Annotated in this window: 19 protein-coding genes; 11 read left to right on the forward strand and 8 right to left on the reverse strand. The window is 50.1% G+C overall.

What is annotated here, in order from left to right; translation table 11 throughout:
* Window positions 1-9 precede the first annotated feature (9 nt).
* Window positions 10-1557: a 2,3-bisphosphoglycerate-independent phosphoglycerate mutase gene (gpmM, locus tag MES37_RS13480; protein ID WP_064541751.1), complete on the reverse strand. Its 1548-nt coding sequence runs from the start codon at window positions 1555-1557 to the stop codon at window positions 10-12.
* A gap of 245 nt (window positions 1558-1802) precedes the next feature.
* Here gpmM and MES37_RS13485 point away from each other — a divergent pair, with 245 nt between their 5' ends.
* The 5 genes from MES37_RS13485 to cysE all read left to right on the forward strand — a co-directional run bounded on the left by MES37_RS13485 (window position 1803) and on the right by cysE (window position 4978).
* A complete protein-coding gene (locus MES37_RS13485) occupies window positions 1803-2234 on the forward strand; it encodes a rhodanese-like domain-containing protein (RefSeq protein ID WP_064541747.1) in 432 nt (143 codons plus the stop codon).
* Window positions 2235-2260: 26 nt separating this feature from the next.
* Complete coding sequence (gene grxC / locus MES37_RS13490) at window positions 2261-2512, forward strand: glutaredoxin 3 (protein WP_064541744.1); 252 nt, start codon at window positions 2261-2263, stop codon at window positions 2510-2512.
* A gap of 60 nt (window positions 2513-2572) precedes the next feature.
* Window positions 2573-3046, forward strand: coding sequence for a protein-export chaperone SecB (gene secB, locus MES37_RS13495; protein ID WP_034461441.1), 474 nt, complete (start codon window positions 2573-2575; stop codon window positions 3044-3046).
* Complete coding sequence (gene gpsA / locus MES37_RS13500) at window positions 3046-4065, forward strand: NAD(P)H-dependent glycerol-3-phosphate dehydrogenase (RefSeq protein ID WP_121814608.1); 1020 nt, start codon at window positions 3046-3048, stop codon at window positions 4063-4065. The genes secB and gpsA overlap by 1 nt, the downstream gene beginning before the upstream one ends.
* A 91-nt stretch (window positions 4066-4156) precedes the next feature.
* Entirely contained in the window at window positions 4157-4978 is an 822-nt protein-coding gene (gene cysE / locus MES37_RS13505) for a serine O-acetyltransferase (protein WP_064541738.1), read from the forward strand.
* Here the strand turns inward: cysE and trmL are convergent.
* The 3 genes from trmL to cpxR all read right to left on the reverse strand — a co-directional run bounded on the left by trmL (window position 4975) and on the right by cpxR (window position 7603).
* Window positions 4975-5448, reverse strand: coding sequence for a tRNA (uridine(34)/cytosine(34)/5-carboxymethylaminomethyluridine(34)-2'-O)-methyltransferase TrmL (gene trmL / locus MES37_RS13510; protein ID WP_064515046.1), 474 nt, complete (start codon window positions 5446-5448; stop codon window positions 4975-4977). The genes cysE and trmL overlap by 4 nt on opposite strands.
* Window positions 5449-5537: 89 nt before the next feature.
* On the reverse strand, window positions 5538-6908 hold the full coding sequence (cpxA, locus tag MES37_RS13515; protein WP_232887150.1) for an envelope stress sensor histidine kinase CpxA: 1371 nt from the start codon (window positions 6906-6908) through the stop codon (window positions 5538-5540).
* A complete protein-coding gene (gene cpxR, locus MES37_RS13520) occupies window positions 6905-7603 on the reverse strand; it encodes an envelope stress response regulator transcription factor CpxR (protein ID WP_034461436.1) in 699 nt (232 codons plus the stop codon). The genes cpxA and cpxR overlap by 4 nt, the downstream gene beginning before the upstream one ends.
* A 150-nt stretch (window positions 7604-7753) precedes the next feature.
* Here cpxR and cpxP point away from each other — a divergent pair, with 150 nt between their 5' ends.
* The 5 genes from cpxP (at window position 7754) to MES37_RS13545 (ending at window position 12418) form a co-directional block, all read left to right on the forward strand.
* Window positions 7754-8251 (forward strand): cell-envelope stress modulator CpxP, encoded by a 498-nt coding sequence (cpxP, locus tag MES37_RS13525; protein ID WP_064541733.1) that lies wholly within the window; start codon window positions 7754-7756, stop codon window positions 8249-8251.
* 124 nt (window positions 8252-8375) lie between these two features.
* Complete coding sequence (gene fieF / locus MES37_RS13530) at window positions 8376-9278, forward strand: CDF family cation-efflux transporter FieF (protein WP_064541730.1); 903 nt, start codon at window positions 8376-8378, stop codon at window positions 9276-9278.
* A gap of 183 nt (window positions 9279-9461) precedes the next feature.
* Window positions 9462-10424 (forward strand): 6-phosphofructokinase, encoded by a 963-nt coding sequence (gene pfkA, locus MES37_RS13535; protein WP_064541727.1) that lies wholly within the window; start codon window positions 9462-9464, stop codon window positions 10422-10424.
* 152 nt (window positions 10425-10576) lie between these two features.
* A complete protein-coding gene (locus tag MES37_RS13540) occupies window positions 10577-11566 on the forward strand; it encodes a sulfate ABC transporter substrate-binding protein (RefSeq protein WP_064541724.1) in 990 nt (329 codons plus the stop codon).
* Between the two features lie 93 nt (window positions 11567-11659).
* On the forward strand, window positions 11660-12418 hold the full coding sequence (locus MES37_RS13545) for a CDP-diacylglycerol diphosphatase (protein ID WP_133523062.1): 759 nt from the start codon (window positions 11660-11662) through the stop codon (window positions 12416-12418).
* Window positions 12419-12467: 49 nt separating this feature from the next.
* Here MES37_RS13545 and tpiA read toward each other — a convergent pair whose 3' ends face one another.
* Together tpiA and MES37_RS13555 are read right to left on the reverse strand one after the other, a co-directional pair.
* Entirely contained in the window at window positions 12468-13235 is a 768-nt protein-coding gene (gene tpiA, locus MES37_RS13550) for a triose-phosphate isomerase (protein ID WP_034461430.1), read from the reverse strand.
* Window positions 13236-13474: 239 nt separating this feature from the next.
* Window positions 13475-14071: a YiiQ family protein gene (locus MES37_RS13555; RefSeq protein WP_064541721.1), complete on the reverse strand. Its 597-nt coding sequence runs from the start codon at window positions 14069-14071 to the stop codon at window positions 13475-13477.
* Between the two features lie 114 nt (window positions 14072-14185).
* On the opposite strand from MES37_RS13555, the gene MES37_RS13560 reads away from it, so the two are divergent.
* Window positions 14186-14605 carry a DUF805 domain-containing protein gene (locus MES37_RS13560; RefSeq protein ID WP_034500043.1) on the forward strand — a complete coding sequence of 140 codons (420 nt, stop codon included), beginning with the start codon at window positions 14186-14188 and terminating at the stop codon, window positions 14603-14605.
* 14 nt (window positions 14606-14619) lie between these two features.
* On the opposite strand, the gene fpr is transcribed toward MES37_RS13560, so the two are convergent.
* Both fpr and glpX read right to left on the reverse strand, forming a co-directional pair.
* Entirely contained in the window at window positions 14620-15366 is a 747-nt protein-coding gene (fpr, locus tag MES37_RS13565) for a ferredoxin--NADP(+) reductase (RefSeq protein ID WP_064541718.1), read from the reverse strand.
* A 101-nt stretch (window positions 15367-15467) separates the two neighbouring features.
* Window positions 15468-16478, reverse strand: a complete 1011-nt coding sequence (gene glpX / locus MES37_RS13570) for a class II fructose-bisphosphatase (RefSeq protein WP_121814603.1) — start codon at window positions 16476-16478, stop codon at window positions 15468-15470.
* Window positions 16479-16807 lie beyond the last annotated feature (329 nt).

Below are 16807 nucleotides of genomic sequence, written 5' to 3' on the forward strand. Positions count from 1 at the left end.
GGGGAGGGATTATTCCACGATGAACAGCGGCTTGCCAGTCATCTCTTGCGGGATTTCCATGCCCATGAGGTTCAACATAGTTGGTGCGATATCAGAAAGCTTGCCGCCTTCAACCGCTTTCACACTACGGGAACCTACATAAATCAATGGAACTGGCAGGCTGGTATGCGCGGTATGCGCCTGACCAGTTGCCGGGTCAGCCATCTGTTCTGCATTACCGTGGTCAGCGGTGATCAGCAACTGCCCACCCACGTTTTCTACTGCAGAAACCACCTGAGCAATACAGTTATCCAGTGCTTCGATTGCAGCAACAGCCGCTTCGAAAACGCCGGTATGCCCGACCATGTCACCATTTGGATAGTTACAAATGATGGTGTCGTATTTGCCGCTGTTGATAGCTGCCAGCAGTTTTTCAGTCAATTCTACTGAACTCATTTCTGGTTGCAGATCGTAAGTAGCAACTTTCGGGGAGTTGATCAGAATACGGTCTTCGCCAGCAAACGGTTCTTCAACGCCGCCGTTATAGAAGAAGGTAACGTGAGCATATTTTTCAGTTTCGGAGATACGTAACTGAGTTTTGTCGTGCTTCGCCATCCACTCACCAAAGGTATTGGTCAGTGACGCTGGTGGGTAAGCGCAAGCGGCTTTAATGTCTGCTGCGTATTCAGTCAGCATCACGAAATCACCGAAGTTAACCACTTTCTTACGGGCAAAACCGTCGAAGTCAGCGTTAACAAAAGTACGGGTGATTTGACGCGCGCGGTCTGCACGGAAGTTCATGAAGATCAGCGCGTCGCCGTCGTTCATGGCAGCGTCAGCTTCGCCTTCTGCACGAATCACAGTTGGTTTAACGAATTCATCGTTTTCATCACGAGCATATGCAGCTTCCAGACCCGCAACAGCGGTTTCTGCCTGGTATTCGCCTTTAGCCTGAGTCAGCAGATCGTAAGCCAGTTCAACGCGATCCCAGCGGTTATCGCGGTCCATTGCGTAGTAACGGCCAATCAGCGAAGCAACGCGTCCTTTACCCAGTGCAGCAAACTTATCGGCAAATTTCTTCAGAGAAGATTCTGCGCTGCGTGGCGGTGTATCGCGGCCATCAAGGAACGCGTGCAGGTAAATGGCTTCAGCACCTCGTTCAGCGGCCAGTTCAATCATCGCCAGAATGTGTTCTTCGTGGCTGTGAACGCCACCGGCTGAAGCCAGGCCCATGATGTGCACTGCTTTGCCAGCAGCAACAGCTTTGTCTACAGCTGCAGTCAGCGTTGGGTTAGCGAAGAAAGTACGTTCTTTAATTTCAACGTCCAGACGAGTCAGATCCTGGTAAACGATGCGGCCAGCACCAAGGTTTACGTGACCGACTTCGGAGTTACCCATTTGGCCATCTGGCAGACCGACTTCCATACCTGATGCGTTGATTAAAGTATGTGGACGCTGTGCCCACAGGTTATCCATAACCGGGGTTTTAGCATTCAGAATAGCGTTATCCTGCTGCTCTTCGCGGTGACCATAGCCATCCAGAATCACCAGAACCATAGGTTTTTTAGTAACTGACATTGCGATAACCTCTAAGTCAAAGACAAAATTTGCGTAATTTTACTACAGGCCACGGGGTAAATAGCCGCAGAAGATCAAAGAAACGGGTTGGATTGTGATCGGTTTTACGTCGTTAAGGTAATTTTTTTCGTAACAGTCCGCAGAATCAACATAACCTAACGCAGACTGGCTGTATTTGGCACAACGCAAATGTATACTCCTCACTTGGTTTTTTCATATTACTTAGTCGGGAGCTACACCCCCCCATGCAAGAAATTATGCAATTCATTGGTCGTCATCCCATACTTAGTTTGGCGTGGGTTGGCTTGTTTGCCGCCGTACTTTTCATGACTTTTAAAGGTTTGACCTCTAAGGTTAAGGTGATCACCCGTGGTGAAGCGACACGCCTCATCAACAAAGAAGATGCCGTTGTTGTTGATGTGCGTTCTCGTGATGATTACCGCAAGGGCCATATTGCTAACTCACTGAATGTACTGCCAGCTGATATTAAAAGTGGTAACTTCGGTGAGCTGGAAAAACATAAATCACAGCCTGTAATCGTGGTTTGTGGCAATGGCGTTTCCTCTCAAGATTCAGCCGCACTGCTGACAAAAGCCGGTTTCGAAAAAGTGACCTTACTGAAAGAAGGGATTGCTGGCTGGAGCGGGGAAAACCTGCCATTAGTTCGCGGTAAATAAATTGATACGCACACTGGGGTAAAACCATGGCGAATATTGAAATCTACACTAAAGCAACCTGTCCGTTTTGCCATCGTGCAAAAGACCTCTTGCAAAGCAAAGGGGTCGAGTTTCAGGAGTTAGCGATTGATGGCGACGCTGTTAAGCGCGAAGAGATGATTAAACGCAGTGGGCGAACCACAGTGCCGCAGATTTTTATTGATGCACAGCACATTGGTGGTTGCGATGACTTGTATGCACTTGATGCTCGTGGTGGACTCGATCCCCTGCTGCGCTAGAGCAGCTCCTTTGTCGCTTACTGTCGTTTAAGGACGTATTAATTTTTTAAGGGTTTAACAATGTCAGAACAAAACAACACAGAAATGGCTTTCCAGATTCAGCGTGTCTACACCAAGGACATCTCTTTCGAAGCACCAAATGCACCACACGTTTTCCAGAAAGACTGGCAGCCAGAAGTGAAGCTGGATCTTGATACCGCTTCCAGCCAACTGGCAGACGACGTTTATGAAGTTGTGTTGCGTGTAACCGTGACCGCAACACTGGGCGAAGATACTGCATTCCTGTGTGAAGTTCAGCAGGCTGGTATCTTCTCCATCGGTGGGATCGAAGGTCCGCAGATGGCACATTGCCTGGGTGCATACTGCCCGAACATTCTGTTCCCTTATGCACGTGAAGCAATCACTAGCCTGGTTTCTCGTGGTACCTTCCCGCAGTTGAACCTTGCACCGGTTAATTTCGATGCGCTGTTCATGAGCTATCTGCAGCAGCAATCTGGCGAAGGCGAAGGTGCTGAAAACCATCAGGATGCCTGATGAACAGCCTTAATGCTTCAATGACTGTGATCGGTGCCGGTTCGTACGGCACCGCTCTTGCCATCACTCTGGCGCGTAATGGCCACCACGTTGTACTGTGGGGCCATGACCCTAAACACCTTGCTGTATTGCAGGCCGATCGCTGTAATGCGGCGTTTCTTCCGGACGTTCCTTTCCCTGACACACTTCACCTTGAAAGCGATTTAGCGAAAGCATTATCTGCCAGCCGTAATATTCTGGTCGTAGTGCCGAGCCACGTCTTTGGCGAAGTTCTGCGCCAAATCAAACCGCTTATGCGCAAAGACGCGCGTATCGTTTGGGCGACTAAAGGGCTGGAAGCGGAAACCGGACGCCTGTTGCAAGACGTTGCGCGTGAAGCTCTCGGTGACGAAATCCCATTAGCGGTGATTTCCGGCCCGACGTTTGCCAAAGAGCTGGCTGCGGGTTTGCCGACGGCAATTGCACTGGCGGCAACCGACGAAACCTTTGCTCAGGATCTCCAGCAATTGCTGCACTGCGGCAAGAGCTTCCGTGTCTACAGCAACCCTGATTTCATCGGCGTGCAGTTGGGTGGCGCGGTGAAAAACGTGATTGCGATTGGCGCGGGAATGTCTGACGGTATTGGCTTCGGTGCGAATGCTCGTACCGCGTTGATTACTCGTGGTCTTGCGGAAATGACGCGTCTTGGTACCGCTTTAGGCGCTGACCCTGAAACCTTCATGGGAATGGCTGGCTTAGGCGACCTGGTACTGACGTGTACCGATAACCAATCACGTAACCGTCGCTTCGGCATGGCGCTGGGGCAGGGTGCCGATGTTGACTCTGCGCAGCAGAAAATCGGCCAGGTGGTTGAAGGTTATCGCAATACCAAAGAAGTGCGGGAATTGGCGGCGCGTTTTGGCGTCGAAATGCCAATAACCGAGGAAATTTATCAGGTATTGTATTGCGGAAAAAACGCTCGCGAGGCAGCATTAACGTTGCTTGGTCGTACACGCAAGGATGAACGGAGCGGCAACTAGTTCAGTTGCAATTGATGGAACAACATAACCGCGATAACTGAAGCGTTCCGGTACTTTGTGCCGGGCGCTGTTTTTCTATCTGGAGAGTGCAATGTCGTCTGAAGAACTGGATCTGGTGTGGAACAACATTAAAGCCGAAGCACGAGCGCTTGCCGATTGTGAACCGATGTTGGCCAGTTTTTACCACGCAACTCTCCTCAAGCATGAAAACCTCGGCAGCGCGCTGAGCTATATGCTCGCCAACAAGCTAGCCTCGCCGATTATGCCTGCTATCGCCATTCGTGAAGTTGTCGAAGAAGCTTACGCGGCGGAACCACAAATGATTGCCTCAGCGGCTTGTGACATTCAGGCTGTGCGCACCCGTGACCCGGCAGTCGATAAGTATTCGACCCCGCTGTTATATCTGAAAGGTTTTCATGCGCTGCAGTCCTATCGTATCGGCCACTGGCTGTGGAAAGAAGGGCGGCGGGCGTTAGCTATTTTCCTGCAAAACCAAGTTTCAGTATCATTCCAGGTGGATATTCACCCGGCAGCCCAAATTGGTTGTGGGATCATGCTCGATCACGCGACTGGTATTGTGATCGGTGAAACGGCTATCGTTGAAAACGACGTGTCGATTTTGCAGTCTGTAACGCTTGGTGGTACTGGCAAAACCAGCGGCGATCGCCACCCGAAAATTCGTGAAGGCGTGATGATTGGTGCCGGGGCGAAAATCCTCGGCAACATTGAAATTGGGCGCGGTGCGAAAATTGGTGCAGGTTCAGTGGTGTTACAACCCGTTCCGCCTCATACCACGGCAGCTGGCGTTCCGGCGCGAATTGTCGGCAAGCCTGAAAGCGATATGCCTGCCATCGATATGGATCAGCACTTTAACGGTGCTAACAACGGCTTCGAGTACGGCGACGGAATCTAGCTTCTCAGAACGGCGCCGGGGTACCCAAGCTGGCGCCACGCTTCATATACCACCACCGATACTGCGTTCGACAAATTCATGCTGCGGCTGTCCGGCATCATTGGAATACGGATTTTTTGCTCAGCAGGCAAAGCATCAAGAATCGTTGCTGGCAGGCCGCGCGTTTCCGGGCCAAACACCAAATAATCCCCATCCTGATAGCTCACTGCGCTGTGCGCAGGCGTTCCCTTTGTGGTCAGCGCAAAGATTCGCTGCGGGTTTTCAGCCGCCAAAAATGCATCGTAGTTATGATGGCGATTCACGGCTGCGAACTCATGATAATCCAGACCTGCACGGCGCAGGCGCTTATCATCCCAGCCAAAACCTGTTGGCTCGATGATGTGCAACCGGAAGCCGGTATTGGCGCATAAACGGATAATATTCCCGGTATTGGGTGGGATTTCTGGTTCAAACAAAACGATATTTAGCATACTGCCCCCATAAGACCTGGCGCGCAGAATATCAATTTATGGCAGGAAGGAAAACAGGCCCCGAAGGACCTGTTCTTTATGGCGAAAAATTAACGATGATAAAGCGGCAGCCAAAGCACTAGCCGCAATCCGCCCAACGGGCTGTCATCGGCTTTCACCCAACCACGATGTTGCTGAACAGCAGTTTCAACAATCGCTAACCCCAACCCAGTCCCGCCAGATTCACGATCGCGCGCTTCGTCTGTACGATAGAAAGGACGGAATATTTGCTCACGATCATCCGGGCTGACGCCTGGGCCATCATCATCGACGGTGATAGTAACACCTTGATTATCAACGGAGAAATTGACGGCAATTTTTGTGTGCGAATAGCGTAATGCGTTACGGACAATATTTTCCAGCGCACTTTCCAGTGAGTTGGGATTACCGTACATCAACCATGGACCTGGTGGATAAGTCACCTCCAGCGATTTGCCCATTTGTTCAGCTTCGAAGGCGGCGTTATCCAGCACTTCTGACCAAATTTGATTGGCTTTCATGGTTTCGCTCGCCAGCGCATTTTTTTGCTGGTTGCGCGACATCACCAACAGGTCGTTGATCATACCGTCCAGACGCTGAGCTTCCGTTTCAATGCGCTCCAGTTCCTTGCTTTCACCTGTTTTACGGCGCAGCAACGCTGTGCCTAATTGCAAACGAGTGAGCGGAGTACGCAGTTCATGCGAAATGTCAGACAACAGCCTTTGCTGGGTTGTCATCATCCTTTCCAGCGCGGTAATCATCTGGTTAAAACTGGCACCGGCTGCGAGGAATTCTTGCGGCCCGGATTCGAGTTCAGGGTGCTGACGCAAATTCCCCTGAGCCACTTCATCAGCAGCATTTTTCAACTTACGCGCCGGTTTTGCCAGGCTCCACGCCAGCCATAACAGCAGCGGTGAACTGACCAGCATCGTGACAATGAGTAACAGTAAAGGTCTATCAAACAGCAGGTTAATAAAATCAGATTGGGAATTACTTGCAGGGCGGATCAGGTAAAGTTGGTAATTATCTTCACCATCGCGTACCGAAAACGGCCCCACTAATTCAACGCGGCCATACTTTTTCTTTTGCGGATGATCGGAGTTATCAGACTGGCCGATAAAGTTACGAATAATCTGCATTTCATTGCGCTGGGCGCCAATAACTCGCCCTTCGCTGGTCACGAGCAACAAACGCTGTCCCGGTGGTGCCCATTTATCAATGGCCCGGAACAAACGACGCCACCACATCAGGTCGTTTGGTGGATCGTTTTCAAGTTCCGCTTCGACATGCTGTTCAATCATGATGCCTTGACGTTGCTCATTCTCCATCAATTCGGTCATTTGACGCGAATCCAGTTTAGGCAGCATCAGCACTAGCATCAGCACTAACGCCAGCGTCAACCAGAAGATGGCAAAAATACGCGCGGTAAGGCTACTTATCATGAAGCAGACACCATCAGGTAGCCGCGGCCACGTAATGTTTTAAACCACGGATGACCATCTTTACGGTCCGGCAACTTACGACGCAAATTGGAAATATGCATGTCGATTGCACGGTCGAAAGGTGTCAGGCGTTTGCCCAGAACTTCCTGGCTTAAGTGTTCGCGTGAAACCACCTGTCCCAAATGCTGAGCCAACAAATAGAGCAGGGTGAATTCAGTGCCGGTCAAATCAAGCGCTTGCCCATCAAAGCTTGCTTCCTGGCGACCAGGATTCAGGCTCAAACCGTCCACTTCGACCGTCGGAGAACCGCTGTCGCTGTTTTGCTGCTGCTCACTCCAATGTGAACGACGCAAAATAGCGCGTATACGGGCCACCAGTTCACGATCGTTGAATGGTTTAGGTAGATAGTCATCTGCACCCAGTTCAAGGCCGAGAACACGATCTAGCTCACTTCCTCGTGCTGTTAGCATAATGACTGGAGTCTGGTGTGACTGGCGCAACTCTTTCAAAGTATCAATGCCATTTTTCTTTGGCATCATTACGTCGAGCAATAAAAGGTCAATGGTGTCATCAAGAAGCTCCAACGCTTGTTCGCCATCATGGGCGACAATTACGTTAAAACCTTCCATGTCGAGCAGTTCCTTCAACAGGGAAGTAAGCTCTCGGTCATCATCAACTAGCAGAATTTTATTCATTGTTAAATTACCTCCGAGGCAGAAATTACGTCATCAAGGCGCGCTAATCTATGACTTTACGTTGTTTTACACCCCCTGACGCTAGTTTGCAGCGGGAATCGTAGACTGAATCTCGTTGAATCGCAGCACAGATGATTTCAGGAGCAAGTGATGCGCAATGTTACCGCTGCCGTCATGGCCTCTACATTGACTCTGATTACCCTGTCCAGTCAGGCAAGCGATAACTGGTACCAAGGCGGTGAAGGCTTAGTTAAGCGAAATAACCTTCAGAGCCATATGTTCGAAGGGATAAACCTGACCGAACAACAGCGCCAACAAATGCGCGATCTAATGCACCGGGCACGGCATGATAGCCCACCCGTGAATGTAAGCGAAATGGAGACCATGCATAATCTGGTCATCGCTGAAAATTTTGATGAAACGGCAGTGCGTGCCCAGGCTGAAAAAATGGCACAAGAACAAGTGGCTCGCCAGGTTGAAATGGCGAAAGTACGCAACCAAATGTACCGCTTGTTAAGCCCTGAACAGCAGGCCGTTTTAAACGACAAACACCAACAGCGCATGGATCAATTTCGTGAACTGGCGGATCTGCAACAGAAGTCTTCGTTGCAAGCACTGAGTAGTAGCAGTAAGCGTAGTAACCAGTAACAAACCCTGTTTTCCTTGCCATAGACACCATCCCTGTCTTCCCCGCCTTAACCGGCGGGTTTTTTTTGCCTGATGGTTCAGATGAATCCGCTATACTAGCCAGCAATCATTTGCTGGAGCCCCTATGAATCAACAATATGGGAAGCTGGTTAGCCGCGCAGCAATTGCTGCGACGGTAATGGCCTCACTGTTACTTTTGATTAAGATTTTCGCCTGGTGGTACACCGGCTCGGTCAGTATTCTGGCTGCATTGGTCGATTCGCTAGTGGACATTGCCGCGTCGCTAACTAACCTTCTTGTCGTACGTTATTCGCTACAACCCGCAGATGAAGAACACACCTTTGGTCATGGCAAAGCGGAATCGCTGGCAGCACTGGCACAAAGTATGTTTATTTCCGGTTCTGCACTGTTCCTGTTTTTGACTGGCATTCAGCATTTAGCTGAACCGTCACCAATGAAGCAGCCTTTAGTGGGTGTGGTGGTTACGGTCATTGCGTTGTTCAGCACGTTAATTCTGGTGACTTTTCAGCGCTGGGTGGTGCGGAAAACGCAAAGTCAGGCAGTTCGAGCAGATATGCTTCATTATCAGTCTGATGTTATGATGAATGGAGCAATTCTTGTTGCTCTTGCGTTGTCCTGGTATGGCTGGCATCGCGCAGATTCAATATTTGCGTTAGGGATTGGCGTCTATATTTTGTATAGCGCACTGCGCATGGGTTATGAAGCTGTGCAATCTCTTTTAGATCGTGCTTTACCAGATGATGAGCGACAGGTAATTATTGATATCATCAATTCATGGCCCGGCGTTAAAGGGGCGCATGATCTACGAACGCGGCAGTCAGGGCCGACCCGCTTTATTCAAGTCCATATCGAAATGGAAGACAACCTGCCACTGGTTCAGGCGCATGTGATTGCCGACCAGGTTGAACAGGCGATTTTGCGTCGTTTCCCTGGGTCAGATGTGATTATTCACCAGGACCCCTGCTCGGTTGTCCCGACGCAGCAGCAAGGGCATTTTGAGCTTTAATATTTCGTTGTAAAGTCAGACAGAGTCGATATTTTTTGGATAGAATACCGATATATGGCCTGACCTGAATCAATTCAGCAAGAAGCGGTTGTTATACTATTTGTAGCAGAGTCGATGCCTCGGCATGCCGAAGGCCGTTTCCGGCAACAGGATTAATTTGCATTCAAAAGTTCAGAGGTAGTCATGATCAAAAAAATTGGTGTGTTGACGAGTGGCGGTGATGCTCCGGGCATGAACGCTGCGATTCGTGGTGTGGTGCGGGCGGCATTGTCGGAAGGTCTGGAAGTCGCGGGCATTTATGATGGCTATCTGGGATTGTATGAAGACCGCATGGTTAACCTGGACCGATACAGCGTGTCCGATATGATCAACCGTGGCGGTACTTTCCTGGGCTCAGCTCGTTTCCCGGAATTCCGGGACGAGAAAGTCCGTGAAGTGGCTATCGAGAATTTGAAAAATCGCGGTATTGATGCACTGGTTGTTATCGGCGGTGATGGTTCCTATATGGGTGCTAAGCGCCTGACCGAAATGGGTTTCCCATGCATCGGCCTGCCAGGTACCATTGATAACGATATCAAAGGCACCGATTACACTATCGGTTTCTTCACCGCTCTGGAAACAGTCGTGGAAGCAATCGACCGCCTGCGTGACACCTCTTCCTCCCACCAGCGTATTTCTATCGTGGAAGTGATGGGCCGTTACTGTGGCGATCTGACCTTAGCTGCGTCCATCGCTGGTGGCTGTGAGTTTGTTGTCTTGCCAGAAGTTGAGTTTAATCGCGAAGACCTGGTTGAAGAAATCAAAGCGGGTATCGCTAAAGGTAAAAAGCACGCTATCGTGGCTATCACTGAGCACATCTGTGACATCGACGAACTGGCCCGATATATCGAGACGGAAACCAAACGCGAAACCCGCGCAACGGTTCTGGGCCACATTCAGCGTGGTGGTTCACCGGTTGCTTACGATCGCATTCTGGCTTCCCGCATGGGCGCTTACTCCATCGAACTGCTGCTGCAAGGTCACGGCGGTCGTTGCGTAGGTATTCAGAATGAGAAGCTGGTTCACCATGACATCATCGACGCTATCGAAAACATGAAGCGTCCGTTCAAAGGTGACTGGCTGGATTGCGCTAAGAAACTGTACTAATTCACTTTCTGTGAAAATTGAAGCCGGGGAAACCCGGCTTTTTGTTGTTTGTTATATGCTCAATAGTTATAGCAAATCTTTTTTTATTCTTTAATGAATGGATAACTTTCTGGCACGCTGCTTTTATCAAATCTGATTAAAGAGAGCGAAAAATGAATAAGTGGGGAGTTGGACTTACATTACTGTTGGCGTCTGGCAGTGTGCTGGCGAAAGATATTCAGTTACTTAATGTCTCTTATGATCCCACTCGCGAACTTTATGACGAGTACAACAAAGCCTTCAGCGCTCACTGGAAGCAACAAACCGGCGACAACGTAGTTATTCGGCAGTCGCATGGTGGTTCTGGCAAACAAGCGACCTCTGTTATCAACGGCATTGAAGCTGATGTGGTGACACTGGCGTTGGCATACGATGTGGATGCGATTGCTGAGCGTGGCCGTATCGACAAAAACTGGATCAAACGCCTGCCAGAAAACTCTGCGCCTTACACTTCGACCATCGTTTTCCTGGTGCGTAAAGGCAACCCGAAACAAATTCATGACTGGAATGACCTGATTAAACCAGGCGTTTCTGTTATTACTCCGAATCCAAAAAGCTCTGGCGGAGCGCGCTGGAACTATCTGGCGGCCTGGGGTTATGCCCTACATCACAACAACAACGATCAAGCCAAAGCTCAGGATTTCGTGAAGGCGTTGTATAAGAACGTTGAAGTGTTGGATTCCGGCGCTCGTGGTTCAACCAGTACTTTCGTTGAGCGTGGAATCGGCGACGTGTTGATTGCCTGGGAAAACGAAGCGTTACTGGCAACCAACGAATTGGGCAAAGACAAGTTTGAGGTTGTCACGCCAAGTGAATCTATTCTCGCCGAACCTACCGTATCGGTGGTGGATAAAGTCGTCGACAAGAAAGGGACTCGGGAAGTCTCAGAAGCTTACCTGAAATACCTCTACTCGCCAGAAGGCCAGGAGATTGCGGCGAAAAACCACTATCGTCCACGTGACGCAGCGGTCGCGAAGAAGTATGAGAATGCCTTCCCGAAAATTAAATTGTTCACTATTGATGAAGAGTTTGGCGGCTGGACAAAAGCGCAGAAAGAACACTTCTCGAACGGTGGAACCTTCGACCAAATTAGTCAGCGTTAATCGTATTCACGGCCCTGAAAAGGGCCGTTTTGCTTTTGGGATTTCAGAGTTTGCGTTACGCTGAGCGACCCTCTTATGGTTTCTGAGGTTTCAATGCAGTGGTGTCGACGCAAGTTAGTTCTCCTTCTCCTGTTGTTGGCCATTGCTGTGGTGATCGGCTTCAGTCTCCGGCAATACCTGCATCATCCTGATGCGCTGTGGCGTATTGTCAGCCAGCAATGTGTTCCCAATCAGCGTGACAATCAGAACCCTGAGCCATGTGCCAAAGTAGATTTGCCGTCGGGATACGTGCTGCTAAAAGATATCAATGGCCCGCTGCAATATCTGCTGTTGCCAACAGCAAAAATAAGCGGCATGGAAAGCCCGGAATTGTTGCAGCCAAAAACTGCTAATTTCTTCTGGCTAGCCTGGCAACAGCGCACTATTTTGAGTCTGCGCCGGGGATCTCAGATTCCTGACGATATTATTTCACTCACTATTAACTCTGCGACAGGTCGCTCGCAAAATCAGCTTCATATCCACATTTCTTGTTTACGCGCTGATGTGCGCGGGGAATTGGATCGGTATGCGAAAACGTTAAATAACGAATGGCAGGCGTTCCCGGTAGATCTGGCTGGAAACTCATACATCGCCAGAAAAGTCGGCGCAGCTGAATTTTCACAACGTAGCCCATTCATGATGTTGGCGACTCAGGTTCCACAGGCTCGGGAGCATATGGGGCGTTATAGTCTGGCGATGGCTAAACTGGCCGATGGGGAATGGGTAGCGTTGGCGACGGAGCGGAATTTACTGCGTTTGAATCTGGCTTCTTCTGAGCAACTACAAGATCACGACTGTGGGTTACTGAAATAAAAAAGCCCTGCCATTGCTGGCAGGGCCTGTATATGTTTAAGCGAGAGACTTACGCTTTTTTCGCTTCAGCCGCAGCTTTAACGATAACGGCAAACGCGTCTGCTTTCAGAGATGCACCGCCAACCAGCGCGCCGTCGATGTCCGGCTGAGCAAACAACTCTGCTGCGTTCTTATCGTTTACGGAACCGCCGTACTGGATGATCACTTGCTCTGCTACTTTCGCATCAGCTTTAGCAATGTGGTCACGAATGAATTTGTGAACAGCCTGAGCTTGAGCAGGAGTGGCTGATTTGCCAGTACCGATTGCCCATACTGGTTCGTAAGCGATAACCACACCTTCGAAAGCTGCTGCGCCCTGAGTTTTCAGCACTGCATCAATCTGGCGTGCGCAAACTTCTTCAGTTTTGCCAGCTTCGTTTTCTGCTTCAGTTTCACCGATGCAAAGAACTGGGATCAGACCAACTTCTTTCAGAATTGCGAATTTTTTAGCAATCAGTTCATCAGACTCTGCGTGGTAAGTACGACGCTCGGAGTGACCGATGATGATGTACTTAGCGCCAACATCTTTCAGCATTTCTGCAGAAACTTCACCAGTGAAAGCACCGGACAGGTTCAGGTCTACGTTCTGAGCACCAAGAATGATGTGGCTACCAGATGCAGCGTGTTTAGCCAGATCCAGATACATAGTTGGAGGAGCGATAGCAACGCCACATCCAGCAACGCCAGCCAGCTCTTTGCGTAAGCCAGCAATCAGCTCGTGTACCATGTGCTTGCTGCCGTTCAGTTTCCAGTTACCCATCACCAAAGGATGTCGCATCTTAATTCTCCACAAGGTCAAACTAATAAAAGAATCGCTGCCAGTCAGGGCAGCATGGTCTGTGAAACAGTATAGAGACTCAGCAAGCGAAAGGCTTTGCTTTTTGTCATATATACCCGTCATCCTTCAAGTCACAGGGGTGTTGGCTGCACTCACTTACCCGAATCACTTACTGAAGTAAGCTCATCGGCATAAGCTCCCTGGCCGCCTACCTGCGACTGGAATGCTAACGGGTATGTTTAGTTGGTGTTCAGTGTCTCAGATAGCGTTAGCTTAATCGGTTCAACAGCGAAGGTCAGCCCCTTTTCACCGTTGTCTGCGACAACATAGCGGATCGCGCCATCGGTTTGTGTGTAGTAACGTTTGTTCTTTCCGTTACTGAGCAACCTGGTGAGTTTTGCTACGCTTTGTGGCTTTGAAAGCGAGGGCGTAAAGGTACGAATCAGCGCGGCCATGTACTCTGTCGCTTTTGCTCGCGCCACTTTTTGCTCAGGCCCTTGAATCGGCAACCACGTTATCTGGATAGATTTTATTTTCAGAGTGCCGTGTTCTAACGCAGTTGATGTGTAGAGGTTTTCGTTGATTTTGCTGGCGGCACGCATCAGGTTCACTTCATCGGAATTGGAGTCGATGGCACGGAACTCATTGATGGGCAAAGACGGGTTTGCAGTCGTGAATTTTTCCCGAAACTGCGTAATGTTCATGTCGAACGTTGGGGCGCCTGCCAATAAATAGGGAGCAACTTGTAGCGTTGAGGTGGAATCTGAAGGCGGATCAGCCCACACCACCGTAACGGGTAGTATCAGCAAAGCCAGACCTGCAACCAGATGTCTCATCGACAAATTCTCCTGTGAATTCTGCTTTCCGATTAAATCGGCATTCCGTTGGCTTGTCAAAACCCATCATAGCTGGGGTACACTACGGCGCTAAACAATAAAATGGACCTTACCATGACCATACAGCAATGGCTGTTCTCTTTTAACGGACGTATTGGACGTCGTGACTTCTGGATTTGGATTGGCGTCTGGCTAATTGCGCTGATCATTCTCTTCACCCTCGCGGGTGCTGAAATTATGCCTTACTCCACTGCCGGCTTCTTTCTTTCGGGTTCGTTGATTCCGACTGCCGCCGTGATCGTCAAACGTCTTCATGACCGCAATAAAAAAGGCTGGTGGGCGCTGCTGTTTATTCCTGCGTGGCTGTTGCTTGCAGGTAATTGGGAAACTTTCGGAACGTTAGCGCAGTGGGGGCTTGGCCGTTTTATCCCAACGCTGATTTTGGTGATGGTTATTATGGACCTGGGCGCGTTTGTTGGCACCCAGGGTGAAAACCGCTTTGGCAAAGACACCAGCGAAGTGAAGTACCGCTAGTATTACCCATAAAGTTACCAATAGTGTTCTGCAGTCATATGGCCCGGTCGGCGGCGTAAATGTTTGGTCATCTGCCGGGTATCTTTCAGCAACTGCTGTGTATCTCGTACCATCTGCGGGTTTCCGCATAACATCACATGACTGGTCTCAATGTTCATTGGCAGGCCAACAGCCGCTTCCAGTTCGCCGCTTTCGATAAGTGCAGGCACGCGGCCGGTTAACGAACCAGGAATTGATTCCCGACTAATGACCGTCTGAATGCGTAATTTCCCTTCATATTGCTGCTGGAGTTTTTGCATCAATGGCAAATAACTCAAATCCTGCGCATAACGCACGGCATGAAGCAAAACGATGTTATCGAAGCGCTCAAGGCCTTTACCTTCCTGCAAAATCGAAAGATACGGGCCGAGTGCTGTTCCCGTTGCCAGCATCCATAATGTCTGGCAATCCGGGATTTCATCCAGCACAAAGAATCCAGCCGCTTCGCTCACCAGCATAATTTCATCCCCAGGCTGCAGAGCATGCAGACGTGGGCTGAGCTTGCCTTCAGGCACGGTGACCAGATAAAACTCGAGGTTTGGATCGCTGGGTGCATTGACGTAGGAATAAGCGCGTTGTACGCGTTCGCCGTCAATTTCCATCCCAAGTTTAGTGAATTGCCCGGCGGTGAAAGGGGCGACAGGCGCATGAACAGTGAGACTAAAAAGAGCGTCAGTCCAGTTTTCAATCTGGACAACTTTACCTTTGACCCATTCCGCCATGATGTTCATTCCCCTGTGTTGTGTTTTTCCTATCTTCACCAGAAAAGTGAGAGATTTCCAGCTGGTTAAAGCTGGAAAGCTCAATCAGACAAACGATGGGCTTACAGAATATGGGTCTGTACTTCCTGGTCTTTACGGTCAAGGTAGTGAATAGATTTGATGCGACGAATGGTGCGTGATTTACCACGAATCAGCAGAGTTTCAGTGGTCGCCATATTCCCTTTACGGGTGATCCCATCCAGCAAATCGCCTTTGGTGATACCAGTTGCCGAGAAAATAACGTTGTCGTTGCGCGCCATGTCATCGAGCTTCAACACCAGGCCTGCTTCAATGCCCATTGCTGTGCAGCGGGCTATCTCTTGCTCACCGATTCGACGGTTTTCTTCGTTGTCACCTTTTACGTGGTGACGAGCCAACAGGCGGCCATGCATATCACCGTCCAGCGCGCGGATAACCGCCGCAGAAATCACGCCTTCAGGTGCGCCGCCAATACCGTACATCACATCGACTTCGCTATCCGGCATGCAGGTCAAAATAGATGCCGCAACATCGCCATCAGGAATCGCAAACACGCGCACCCCAAGCTTTTGCATTTCGGCAATGACTTCATCGTGGCGAGGTTTAGCAAGAATGGTGACGGTGAGTTCACTGAGCGGTTTATTGAGCGCTACAGCGACGTTATAGAGGTTTTCTGCCAGCGGAAGATTCAGGTCGATAATGCCTTTAGCGCCAGGGCCGACAATCAGCTTTTCCATGTACATGTCGGGAGCGTTCAGGAAGCTGCCTTTGTCGCCAACGGCCAATACTGCCAGCGCGTTTGCCTGGCCCATGGCGGTCATGCGTGTGCCTTCAATCGGGTCAACGGCGATATCTACTGCGTCGCCCTGGCCGGTACCGACTTTTTCACCAATGTACAACATGGGTGCTTCGTCGATTTCCCCTTCGCCAATCACAATCTGGCCGTCAATATTGACCTGATTAAGCACAATACGCATCGCGTGAACGGCAGCACCGTCAGCCGTATTTTTGTCGCCACGCCCCAACCATTTATAACCAGCCAACGCTGCGGCTTCAGTTACGCGGGAAAATTCTATCGCCAGTTCTCGTCTCATTGCACACTCATTTAGCAAGCCCAATTGCGACGGAGTTTAGCACAGGCAGGGTAGGGTGATCCCCTCTCCCGGTGGGCTGTCTCTTAGTCACATCTTTGAGGACTGGTTCCTGCCGAGCCGGAGAAGGTTCCGTTCACCAGGTGACAGCATGTTTATGTCGCGATTGATTTGCCGGGCGCCTGGATTATCAAGGGGTTGGCGTTAACCCCTTGATACGTTAACCGTTTGCGGGAATTACAGAGATAACTGAACGCACGGGTGAACGGAAAACCTGCGAGGCTAACAGATCTTACCCTGACAAAATTGCCAGGGTAAGTTGTGTATAAGAG

This window comes from Buttiauxella sp. S19-1, from assembly GCF_022134725.1.
In the GTDB taxonomy this organism is placed as follows: domain Bacteria; phylum Pseudomonadota; class Gammaproteobacteria; order Enterobacterales; family Enterobacteriaceae; genus Buttiauxella; species Buttiauxella ferragutiae.

Bases quoted from the DNA above. Each gene is read 5' to 3' on its own strand.
- gpmM (WP_064541751.1), bottom strand. From the start codon at position 1,557: ATGTCAGTTACTAAAAAACCTATGGTTCTGGTGATTCTGGATGGCTAT.
- MES37_RS13485 (WP_064541747.1), top strand. From the start codon at position 1,803: ATGCAAGAAATTATGCAATTCATTGGTCGTCATCCCATACTTAGTTTG.
- grxC (WP_064541744.1), top strand. From the start codon at position 2,261: ATGGCGAATATTGAAATCTACACTAAAGCAACCTGTCCGTTTTGCCAT.
- secB (WP_034461441.1), top strand. From the start codon at position 2,573: ATGTCAGAACAAAACAACACAGAAATGGCTTTCCAGATTCAGCGTGTC.
- gpsA (WP_121814608.1), top strand. From the start codon at position 3,046: ATGAACAGCCTTAATGCTTCAATGACTGTGATCGGTGCCGGTTCGTAC.
- cysE (WP_064541738.1), top strand. From the start codon at position 4,157: ATGTCGTCTGAAGAACTGGATCTGGTGTGGAACAACATTAAAGCCGAA.
- trmL (WP_064515046.1), bottom strand. From the start codon at position 5,448: ATGCTAAATATCGTTTTGTTTGAACCAGAAATCCCACCCAATACCGGG.
- cpxA (WP_232887150.1), bottom strand. From the start codon at position 6,908: ATGATAAGTAGCCTTACCGCGCGTATTTTTGCCATCTTCTGGTTGACG.
- cpxR (WP_034461436.1), bottom strand. From the start codon at position 7,603: ATGAATAAAATTCTGCTAGTTGATGATGACCGAGAGCTTACTTCCCTG.
- cpxP (WP_064541733.1), top strand. From the start codon at position 7,754: ATGCGCAATGTTACCGCTGCCGTCATGGCCTCTACATTGACTCTGATT.
- fieF (WP_064541730.1), top strand. From the start codon at position 8,376: ATGAATCAACAATATGGGAAGCTGGTTAGCCGCGCAGCAATTGCTGCG.
- pfkA (WP_064541727.1), top strand. From the start codon at position 9,462: ATGATCAAAAAAATTGGTGTGTTGACGAGTGGCGGTGATGCTCCGGGC.
- MES37_RS13540 (WP_064541724.1), top strand. From the start codon at position 10,577: ATGAATAAGTGGGGAGTTGGACTTACATTACTGTTGGCGTCTGGCAGT.
- MES37_RS13545 (WP_133523062.1), top strand. From the start codon at position 11,660: ATGCAGTGGTGTCGACGCAAGTTAGTTCTCCTTCTCCTGTTGTTGGCC.
- tpiA (WP_034461430.1), bottom strand. From the start codon at position 13,235: ATGCGACATCCTTTGGTGATGGGTAACTGGAAACTGAACGGCAGCAAG.
- MES37_RS13555 (WP_064541721.1), bottom strand. From the start codon at position 14,071: ATGAGACATCTGGTTGCAGGTCTGGCTTTGCTGATACTACCCGTTACG.
- MES37_RS13560 (WP_034500043.1), top strand. From the start codon at position 14,186: ATGACCATACAGCAATGGCTGTTCTCTTTTAACGGACGTATTGGACGT.
- fpr (WP_064541718.1), bottom strand. From the start codon at position 15,366: ATGGCGGAATGGGTCAAAGGTAAAGTTGTCCAGATTGAAAACTGGACT.
- glpX (WP_121814603.1), bottom strand. From the start codon at position 16,478: ATGAGACGAGAACTGGCGATAGAATTTTCCCGCGTAACTGAAGCCGCA.